Here is a 10,172-nt window from a genome sequence, read left to right on the forward strand (position 1 = left end):
TTGCAATAATTTGCAACATGGCCTGAACTTGGACCATGCCCTTCTCGAAAGAGTCGGCGAGGACATTGGACTGAAGGTTTTCGTGCCATGGAATTGATGCCCCTGCCGGAGGTCACCACACTTGCGGCACCTGTCTTTGTTTTCTCGGTCATCCTGGAGTGGTGGGCCGTCAAGACAGGCAAGTGGCACGGCAAATATGAGACAAAAGACGCGCTCGCGTCGCTTGCCATGGGCGCAGGCAATGTCATCGTAAACACGCTGACCGGCGCCGTGGCTCTCTGGATGATGTCGCTCACCTGGCCGTACCGTTTACTGACCCAGCCGGTGACCTGGTGGTCCTTTGCCATCGCCTTTGTGCTGTACGACTTCATCTATTACTGGAAGCACCGCTTTGCACATCGGGCGCGCTGGTGGTGGATGGAACATTCAACGCATCATTCTTCCCGCCACTACAATCTGACGACGGCGCTGCGCCAACCCTGGTTTGGGCCGTTTACCGGCTTGATCTTCCTCGGTATTCCGCTGGTGCTGATTGGCTACCACCCTTACGTCATCTTCTTCGTGGCGAGCCTGAACCTGCTCTACCAGTTCTGGATCCATACCGAAGCCATCGACAAGATGCCGGGCTGGTTTGAAGCCGTCTTCAACACGCCCAGCCATCACCGCGTGCATCACGCCATTAACCCCCGCTATCTGGACACAAATTACGCGGGCGTTTTCATCATCTGGGACAAGATGTTCGGCACTTATGTGCCCGAACAGGAAGACGACAAACCAGTCTACGGCATCGTGAAACAGCTTAATACCTACAATCCTTTCCTGATTGCCTTCCTTGAGCTCTACGGCCTCATCCGGGACTGCGCCTCAGATGGCTTGCGACCGGACAGATGGCTATGCCGCTGCGCCAATGCGCCAGGGTGGAGCCCTGACGGACAACACAACCGCTCGATCGAGCTGAAACATGCCTATATCAAGGAGCACCCGGAACAGGCCGGACAGCCAGGACTCCCCAAATGACCTCCAAAGACCTTATCCAATCCTATTATGATGCTTTCAACGCGAAGGACTGGAACAGCATGATCGCCTGCGTTTCTCCTGCGCTGCGCCACGATGTGAATGAGGGCGCAGAACGCATGGGCCATGACGCCTTCCGGCAATTCCTGGCCCATATGGACACTTGCTATGATGAGACTCTGACTGACATCACCGTCATGACATCAGATGACGGTAAACGCGGCGCTGCGGAGTTCATCGTGAACGGCATCTACAAGCAGACAGATGGAAATTTGCCGCCTGCCCGTGGCCAGACCTACAAATTGCCTGCGGGGGCCTTCTTTGAGATTGCAGACGGCAAGATCGCCCGCGTGACGACCTATTATAATCTGGCCGAATGGACGCGGCAGGTCTCTTCATGAGTTTACGTCCGCTGTCAGGTGATGAGCTGGAAGACGCCCTTCCCGCGCTCGCACGCCTGCGCATTCAAGTCTTCGAGGCGTTCCCGTACCTTTACGCTGGCACCATCGACTATGAGCAGGACTATCTGCGCAAATTCTCCACTGCCAGGGATGCCTTCATCGTGACGGCGGAAACGGAGGCAGGGGAAATTGTAGGCTGCGCAACAGGCTCTGCGATCACGGACCATCATTCCGAATTCGCCGAGCCACTTGTCCAGGCAGGCATTGACCTGCCCAGCACATTTTACTTCGGTGAATCCGTTCTGCTGCCCGAGTGGCGCGGCCATGGCCTTGGCCACAAATTCTTCGATGCACGTGAGCAGCACGCCCGCAAGCGTGGCTACGCCCGCAGCTGCTTCTGCGCCGTGATGCGCCCTGCCGATCACCCAAAACGCCCTGCGGACTATTCCCCGCTCGATACATTCTGGAACAAGCGCGGCTACACAAAGCGCCCTGACATCTCCGCCAATTTCGAGTGGCCCGAACAACATGGTGACCCCAGTCTGCCCCACACCATGCATTACTGGTTTCACGATCTCTGAGAGCCTGACGCGACGTTGGCAGTGGACGTTTGGTTAGGGGTGACTAAAAATATTCTCCGAACACCCAAACGCGCCCCGGCAGAGGGCGCGAGGTTTACCGGAGGATAGACATGCACCCTTGCCATCACGCGAAGACCTCACCTGACAAGCCCGCCTACATCATGGCCGGATCCGGAGAGACAGTCACGTTCCGCCAACTGGATGAACGCTCAAACCAGATTGCCCACGCCTTTCGCAATGCGGGCCTGAAGCCCGGCGACACAATTGCGCTGTTTGCAGAAAACTCGCCACGCTATTTCGAAATCTGCTGGGCGGCGCAGCGCTCAGGTCTCTATTTCGTCTGCATCTCGTCCCGCCTGACGGCACCTGAAGTTCAATACATTGTCGAGGATTCCGGCTCCTCCCTGCTGATCGCCAGCAAGAGCAAGGCCGATGTGGCCACAAAGGTGAAAGAGATCACCCAACTGCATCATTATTGGTCCATTGGCGGTGACATTCCCGGCTACCAGCCGCTGGAAAGCCATCAGCAGACCTTCCCGGTCACCCCCATTGCTGACGAAATGTCCGGCACGGACATGCTCTACTCCTCGGGCACAACGGGGCGCCCGAAAGGCATCCGCCCGGCGCTTGAGCCAAATACGCCCATTGATGCGGACAATGTGCTGGTCCAGATCACCAAAGCCCTCGCAGGCGGTGGCCCGGGGGATATCTATCTCTCCCCGGCGCCCCTCTATCATGCCGCGCCGCTGCGTTGGTGCATGACGTTCACGCGCCTCGGCGCCACGCTGATCATCATGGAGAAGTTCGATCCGGAAACTTTCCTTGAATATGTTCAGAAGTACAAGGTGACCCACACCCAAATGGTGCCGACCATGTTCGTGAAGCTGTTGAAGCTGCCCGAAGATGTCCGCAAATCCTATGACGTCTCCAGCCTGAAATTCGTTATCCATGCAGCCGCGCCCTGCCCGATCCCGGTCAAAGAGCAGATGATCGAATGGTGGGGACCCATCATTGACGAATATTATGCCGGCTCTGAGGGCAATGGCATGACCTGGGTGAAAAGCCCGGACTGGCTGAGCCACAAGGGCACTGTCGGACGCCCGGTCCATGGCGAGCTTCACATCTGTGACGAGAGTGGCGACGAAGTGCCGGTCGGCACCGAAGGCCAGATCTACTTCGGAGGTACCGCCCCACCAAACTATCATAACGCGCCGGACAAGAACGCCTCTGCACTCAACCCGAAACACCCTGACTGGTCATCCCTCGGCGATGTTGGCCGCGTGGACGAGGACGGCTTCCTCTACCTGACAGACCGCAAGGCTTTCATGATCATCTCTGGCGGCGTGAACATCTATCCGCAGGAAGCCGAAAACGTGCTCATCACCCACCCGAAAGTCGCGGATGTCGCCGTTATCGGAATTCCGGATGATGAATTCGGCGAAGCGGTAAAAGCCGTTGTCCAGCCGATGCCCGGCATCGCCGCCTCTGACGAGCTAGCCGAGGAATTGCTCGAATTCTGCCGGTCGGAATTGTCCAAGATCAAATGCCCGAAAAGCATCGACTTTGACCCAGAACTGCCTCGCCACGCGACCGGCAAACTCTACAAGCGCCTGATCCGCGACCGTTATTGGGGCAAGTCAGGCAGCCGGATTGTCTGATCACAGCCAGGCCGCAGCCTATATCGGTGCTGCGGCCAGTCAGACTTCAATGGCGACAAAACAATCTACCGGCCAGCGGTGAGCTGTTCGATGACCTGTCGGGGAGGCAACCAGCCCGGATGATGCCGACCCGCCGCGGCTTTCTCGGCGCTAATGCGATCAACCATGGCCGATGAGACAGGCGCTTTGCTGAAGGCGGATTGCGTCTCGCACGTCCCGTCGAAACCCATATTGTTCACGGCCCTGTAACCCGGCGACATAGTCCCCAGCGCCAGGGTCATACGCTGTCCTGTGCTGGTGGGTTCAAGATAGAACTGGCCACCCAGATTATAGCGTTTTTCGTCAACGTTCGCTGGCAGATTCAGGGCATCCGTGCACTGGCTGATCAGACTACGCGCCTTCACGACTTGCAGCTTGACGGCATCACGCGGGGTGCTGTCATTCTTGAACTCGGCGGCCATGAGGCATGCCTTGTCCGGGAAGTAGATCAGCCCGGCCAACTGACCATACATGTCCATCGTGCCCCAGGTCAGCAATTCGGCTTCGCCACCCAGCAGAGTGCCACGCCAACCTCCGACATAGGAGCCATACTCATTGGCAACTCGTGCACGGCTACTGTCAGGCAGGTTCCACTTTTCGCTCGAGCATGTCAGCCCGGCCCTGAGCTCCTCCTGTGAAGCCCGTTTCGCATCCGCAGCAGCCCAGCGTTTCTTTGCTCGCTCATAGGCTTCAGCCATCGCCTCTTGAATCATCTGTCTACGGCTGGTCGCGCTCATGGCGGAACTGGCCGAAGCCGCCAGCATCTTCACCGGTGCCTCACCGGCATCGAAGCGGCGCAAATTCTCATGCAGTGCCTTGCCGAAATCGGACCGGCACTCACGGACGATCTCATTCATGTCATTGTCCAGCCCGGCGAGGCGCTGGCCCATATTGATCGTGGGCGTCTGATCGAAAGGATTATCGGATGTCAGGATATCCCCAAGAACGCGCACAGCATCGGCTGTCACGGCATCCGAGTCCGCCCGCCCATAGGCCTTGTAGCTCTCCACAAATGGATGCTCCACCGCGACTTCGACTCGCTCTGTCGGCCCATTGCGGCTGGAATATTCACGGATGATCAGTTTTCCGGAGGTAATTTGGCTACGGCACTGCCTGGAATAGGCCTCGATATAGCGCGTAAACATCTGTTTGTAGGCGATGTTTCGACTGACCTTCCCGAACGCTCCATGGGCGATCGCATTGACGATTTCCCTTTGCTCTTGGGTCGGGTCTACCGTGTTGGCAAGACAGCCCTGATAACCATTCTGATTGCACGCCGCGCAGTGATCTCGTCCGATCTGCATGCCACGGGCATAGGAATTTTCTGCCGTCGGAGCGTTGGAATCCTGAAGATCCCGCAGCGCGAAGAAGTCACGCGAGTAACGCCGCCAGTCTGCTGTGGTCATCAGCTTGCGGTAATATGCGCTTTGGCACTGGCACCAGCGTGGGTCCATCTTCGCACCTTGCAGGGCATAGCTCGCCTCGCAGGCATAGAGCAGATCATTGGCCTCTTCGGTCGGAGGCTCGGCAGCCGCAGCCCCAATAAAAAGGATTACGCCTGCCAGAAGCGCGAAAAAATTGTAAGTCATGAAGTGTCCCCCCGAACCTGAAATCCCTCACTGAAAGCCACCACAGGACACGCTCCGGCGACAACCCTAGCGAGTTTGTTTTCCAGTAAAAAGGTTACAGGATGAACTTTATATGAACCCGGGGGACCTCTGGGTTTCGGGGTGGAAACTCGATTCATTATGGGCAAGAACCATGCTGACCTTTCACTCCGCATCCAAATGGGCGCAACATGACAACACTTCCCAATCAGCGACACCTGTTCGACATCCCCGATGATATCGCCTATTTCAACACCGCGACGATGGGACCGTTGACCAAAGCCTCAGTTGAGGCAGGGCAGAACGGGCTCGCGCGAAAGCTACACCCCTGGACCATTCCGGATACGGAATTCTTTGCAGATACCGAGCGCCTGCGGCCTCTGCTGGCTGAACTGATCGGCGCAGATACAGACGGCATCGCCTTCTCGCCATCTGCCAGCTATGCGTTGGCTACAGCAGCGCGCAACCTGCCGCTCTCGAAGGGACAGGAAATCCTGCTCCTGGAAGACCAGTTCCCGTCCAACGTCTATACGTGGAGGGAGCTTGCGAAACACACTGGCGCCTCGATCCGCACAATCGGCGCCCAAGATGGGGAGACCCTGTCGGATGCTCTGCTAGCGGCTATCGGCCCGGAGACAGGCCTCGTCGCCTGCGCGCATGTGCGCTGGACCGACGGAGCCCTCTTAGATCTGACAGCCATCGGAAAACGATGCCGCGAGGTTGGTGCCGCCTTGGTGCTGGACCTGACGCAAAGCTGTGGCGCGCTGCCCTTTGACGTGAAAGACGTGCAGCCTGATTTTGTCGCCGTCACCGCCTACAAATGGCTGCTCGCGCCATACGCCACGGGCTTTCTCTATGTCGCGCCGCAGCATCGCAATGGCGTTCCCCTGGAACAGAACTGGATCACCCGCCAGGGTTCTTCCAACTTCGCACGCCTGATTGACTATACAGACCATTATGGCCCCGGCGCGCAGCGTTTCGATATGGGAGAGCGGTCAAACTTCGCTCTGCTGCCAGCCTTTGAGTCGGCGGTTCGCACAGTCCTGGACTGGGGCGTCAGCAATATCAACGAGACGCTGAGCGCGCGGAACGCGGCCCTTGCCGACCAGCTCGCCAGCCTGGGCCTTCACTGCCTGCCACAGGCCGAACGCGGCGGGCACTATCTCTGCCCGTTGCTGCCGGAAAATGCCCCGGATGATCTGACCGCACGGCTGAAGGAGGCAAACATCTTCATCTCGCGGCGCGGCGACCGCCTGAGAATCACACCACATCTCTTCACAACAGATTCAGACATAGAGCGCTTCATTGCGGAGCTTGCACATCATCTGGCAGCCTGAACCGGGCAATGCGCGGTGAAGCCGCCACACAATTGCCCCACCGTCAGACTTGCCCCGCTATCACCAACGCGCCAAAACACTCAGGTCAAACAGGAGGATTACATGGCAGACCCACGTAACGTAGACTTTGCAGACCTTGAATCGCTTGCTGGCCAGGAAGTCGGTGTCTCCGACTGGCACGTCATCGACCAGGACCGCGTCAACAAATTCGCAGACGCCACCGGCGACCATCAATGGATCCACGTTGATGTCGAGCGCGCCACCAAGGAGCTGGGCACCCCGATCGCCCACGGCTTCCTGACACTGTCCCTGCTGCCGATGCTGGGCTCTGAAGTCCTGCGCGTGTCCGGCACGACCCGCGGCATCAATTATGGCTCTGACAAGGTGCGCTTCACGAACATGGTTCCGGTCGGCTCCAAGGTGCGCCTGCGTCAGAAGTGCTTGTCCGTTGAGCCTAAAGCCGGCGGCAAGCAGATGAAAATGGAATCCACGGTGGAGATCGAAGGCCAGGACCGTCCGGCCCTCGTCGCAGAAGCCATTACAGTTCTATACGGCTAAGCCACCCGCCATCACTGACAAATCTACCGGAATGGGAGGCTGTCACGGCCTCCCATTTTTTGTATGCGCTGCTGACATCAGCACGGAAAGTGGCAGGCTGGATAGCCCGGCCCTATATCCAGGTCTGAAGCCTCAAACCCAGGGAGCCCGCGAATGTCTGCAAACAAGGCCAAGATCAAACGATCCGACCGCGAGTGGCAGGAATTGCTGACCGAGGAAGAATACCGCGTCGGCATCAAGGAAGGCACCGAACGCGCCTTCACTCCCGGTAATCACAATGATGAAAAGCGCGAGGGCCTTTACCACTGCAAGGGCTGCGGCACCGCGCTTTGGTCCTCGGAGCACAAATTCGATTCTGGCACCGGCTGGCCCAGCTTCTGGAAGCCAGTCAATGATGACGTCGTCGCCACCAAGACCGACTTCAAAATGATCCTGCCCCGCACGGAATGCCACTGCGCTGTGTGCGGTGTGCATCAGGGCCATGTCTTCAAGGATGGTCCGCCGCCAACCGGAGAGCGCTGGTGCATCAATGGCGTCGTGCTGGATTTCCGGCCGACAGAGTGATTTGGGCTGGACCTGCCCCCTGAAATACAATCCAATCCCGGCTTCTGAACAGCGGAGCCGATCCCATGCGACTTAATTACCTTCTCGCCAGCGCAGCCTGTGTTGCGCTCAGCACCGGATGCACGATGACAAAGACTGAAACCGCCACGACCCAAACCCTGGACCAAACCGCCGCGCCGACTGTGCCACAACGGCTCGCGCCGCCAGTTGCCCCGCGTATTGACCACGAAATCACTCAGGTCGGCCGCACGCGCAATGACCCCTATCACTGGGTCAAGGATGATAACTGGCAAGAAGTGATGCGCGACCCTTCTGTCCTGCGCCAGGACATTCGCGACTATCTTGAAGCCGAAAATGCCTACACCAAGGCAGAGGTCGAAGACCCTACCACGGATCTGCGCGAAGAGCTGTTCAAGGAAATGCGCGGCCGCATCAAGGAAGATGACAGCTCGGTTCCTGAAATCGACGGGCCCTATGCCTACTACACCCGCTACCGGGAAGGCGGCGAGTATCCGATCATCGCCCGCAAACCCGCCTCGGCTGCCTTCGATCCGGAAGCGGAGGAGACCATCCTTCTGGACGGCGACGCCATGGGCAAGGATGAGGATTATTTCTCCTTTGGCGGCATTGATACCTCTCCGGACCATACGCTAATCGCCTACTCAACAGACACGCAAGGCAGCGAGTTCTACACGATCCGTGTCAAGAACATCGAAACTGGCGAAGACCAGAACATTACCATAGAAAACGCCTATGGCCCATTCGAATGGAGCGCCGACGGCAAGCGCATCTACTGGGTTCACCGCGACGAGAATGCCCGCCCGGACTCGGTCTGGATGCGCGATCTGGAAACCGGCGACGACACCCTGCTCTATCAGGAAGAAAACCCGGAATTCTTTGTCGGTATCGACAAGAGCGCCAGCCAGGATGTGATCTTCATCAATGCGTCAGGCCACACGACATCAGAGATTTACTGGTTCCCGGCCGATGAGACAGATCCCAAGCCCCGCATCATTGCGCCGCGCGAGAAGGACAATGAATACAATGTCGTCCATTGGGACGGCCAGTTCTATATCTCAACCAATCTTGATGGCGCGGTAGACTTCAAGCTGATGCGCGCGCCGATGGACTCCACCTCGCGCGACGCCTGGGAAGAAGTCATCCCGCATCGCCCCGGTACGCTGATCCTGGGCATGCAGCCGCAGAAGGATTACCTCTCCATCATGGAGCGTGAGAACGGCCTGCCGCGCATTGTCGTCCGGGCACGCGAAGACGGCTCCAGCCATGAGATCAGCTTCCAGGAACAGGCCTATTCCCTCGGCCTCGACAGCGGGTATGACTACAATACGCCGATCCTGCGCTTTGATTACTCCTCGCCCACGACGCCTGAACAGGTCATAGATTATGATCTGAACACGCGCGAACGCACGCTGCGCAAGACACGTGAAGTGCCGTCGGGCCATAATCCGGACGACTATGTTGCAGAGCGCATCATGGCGCCGTCCTGGGATGGCGCGGAGGTGCCGGTCACCATCCTGCGCCACAAGTCGACGCCCGTGGACGGCACCGCGCCGATGCTGCTCTATGGCTATGGCTCCTATGGCATCACCATCCCGGCAGACTTCCGCACATCGCGGCTCAGTCTTGTGGATCGCGGCTTTGTCTACGCCATCGTCCATCCACGCGGCAGCATGGCCAAGGGCTATCAATGGTATCTGGACGGAAAGCTCGAAAAGAAAACGAACACGTTCAAGGATTTCGTCGCTGCCGGCCATTACCTTGTCAATCAGGGCTACACGTCTGAAGGCAAGATCGTGGCCCAGGGAGGCTCTGCAGGCGGCCTGCTGATGGGCGCCGTCGCCAATATGGATCCGGAACTCTTCGCCGGCATCATTGCCGCCGTGCCATTCGTGGATGTGGTCAACACAATGTCGGATGACACACTACCGCTAACCCCGCCGGAATGGCCGGAATGGGGCAACCCGCTGACCAGCGAGGCAGACTATGACTACATTGCCTCCTACAGCCCCTATGACAATGTCACTGATCAGAACTATCCGGCCATGTTCATCACCGGCGGCCTGTCAGATCCGCGCGTGACCTATTGGGAGCCGACCAAATGGGCCGCTCGCCTGCGCCATGACGCGCCAAATGGCGGGCCCTACTTCCTGAAGATCAATATGGAGGCTGGCCATGGCGGAGCCTCAGGCCGATTTGAAGGCCTGAAGGAAACGGCCACCGAATATGCCTTCGCGCTGGCTGCGGTCGGCAAGGTTGACGATCTAGAGTTCGACGAAGAGTAGTCCCGAAGCCCTCAGCATCGTGCTGGGGGCTTTTTTCTTGTCCCGGAAGCAAAAAAGCCCGGCTTTGCCGGGCTTTTATAAATGGTCGGAGCGATAGGATTCGAACCTAC

9 protein-coding genes are annotated in these 10,172 nt (G+C 58.2%); 8 read left to right on the forward strand and 1 reads right to left on the reverse strand.

What is annotated here, in order from left to right; genetic code table 11:
• The first annotated feature begins 87 nt into the window (after positions 1-87).
• From HY2_RS10185 to HY2_RS10200, 4 genes are all read left to right on the forward strand, one after another.
• Entirely contained in the window at positions 88-1,017 is a 930-nt protein-coding gene (locus tag HY2_RS10185; RefSeq protein WP_034827268.1) for a sterol desaturase family protein, read from the forward strand.
• Positions 1,014-1,415 carry a ketosteroid isomerase-related protein gene (locus HY2_RS10190; RefSeq protein WP_034827270.1) on the forward strand — a complete coding sequence of 134 codons (402 nt, stop codon included), beginning with the start codon at positions 1,014-1,016 and terminating at the stop codon, positions 1,413-1,415. Before HY2_RS10185 ends, HY2_RS10190 begins: the two co-directional genes overlap by 4 nt.
• Complete coding sequence (locus HY2_RS10195) at positions 1,412-1,996, forward strand: GNAT family N-acetyltransferase (RefSeq protein WP_051594904.1); 585 nt, start codon at positions 1,412-1,414, stop codon at positions 1,994-1,996. Before HY2_RS10190 ends, HY2_RS10195 begins: the two co-directional genes overlap by 4 nt.
• A gap of 110 nt (positions 1,997-2,106) precedes the next feature.
• Positions 2,107-3,654 carry an acyl-CoA synthetase gene (locus tag HY2_RS10200; protein WP_034827274.1) on the forward strand — a complete coding sequence of 516 codons (1,548 nt, stop codon included), beginning with the start codon at positions 2,107-2,109 and terminating at the stop codon, positions 3,652-3,654.
• 65 nt (positions 3,655-3,719) lie between these two features.
• Here the strand turns inward: HY2_RS10200 and HY2_RS10205 are convergent, their stop codons facing one another.
• The gene (locus tag HY2_RS10205; protein WP_034827276.1) at positions 3,720-5,282 is read right to left on the reverse strand and encodes a hypothetical protein; all 1,563 of its coding nucleotides are present in this window, start codon (positions 5,280-5,282) and stop codon (positions 3,720-3,722) included.
• A gap of 209 nt (positions 5,283-5,491) precedes the next feature.
• Between HY2_RS10205 and HY2_RS10210 the strand changes: the two genes are divergently transcribed.
• The 4 genes from HY2_RS10210 to HY2_RS10225 all read left to right on the forward strand — a co-directional run bounded on the left by HY2_RS10210 (position 5,492) and on the right by HY2_RS10225 (position 10,062).
• Entirely contained in the window at positions 5,492-6,637 is a 1,146-nt protein-coding gene (locus HY2_RS10210; RefSeq protein ID WP_034827278.1) for an aminotransferase class V-fold PLP-dependent enzyme, read from the forward strand.
• Positions 6,638-6,739: 102 nt separating this feature from the next.
• Positions 6,740-7,195, forward strand: coding sequence for a MaoC family dehydratase (locus HY2_RS10215; RefSeq protein ID WP_034827280.1), 456 nt, complete (start codon positions 6,740-6,742; stop codon positions 7,193-7,195).
• A gap of 153 nt (positions 7,196-7,348) precedes the next feature.
• Positions 7,349-7,759 (forward strand): peptide-methionine (R)-S-oxide reductase MsrB, encoded by a 411-nt coding sequence (gene msrB, locus HY2_RS10220; RefSeq protein ID WP_034827281.1) that lies wholly within the window; start codon positions 7,349-7,351, stop codon positions 7,757-7,759.
• 182 nt (positions 7,760-7,941) lie between these two features.
• Entirely contained in the window at positions 7,942-10,062 is a 2,121-nt protein-coding gene (locus tag HY2_RS10225; RefSeq protein ID WP_034827285.1) for a S9 family peptidase, read from the forward strand.
• Positions 10,063-10,172 lie beyond the last annotated feature (110 nt).

It is taken from the genome of Hyphomonas pacifica, assembly GCF_000682675.1.
Lineage (GTDB): Bacteria > Pseudomonadota > Alphaproteobacteria > Caulobacterales > Hyphomonadaceae > Hyphomonas > Hyphomonas pacifica.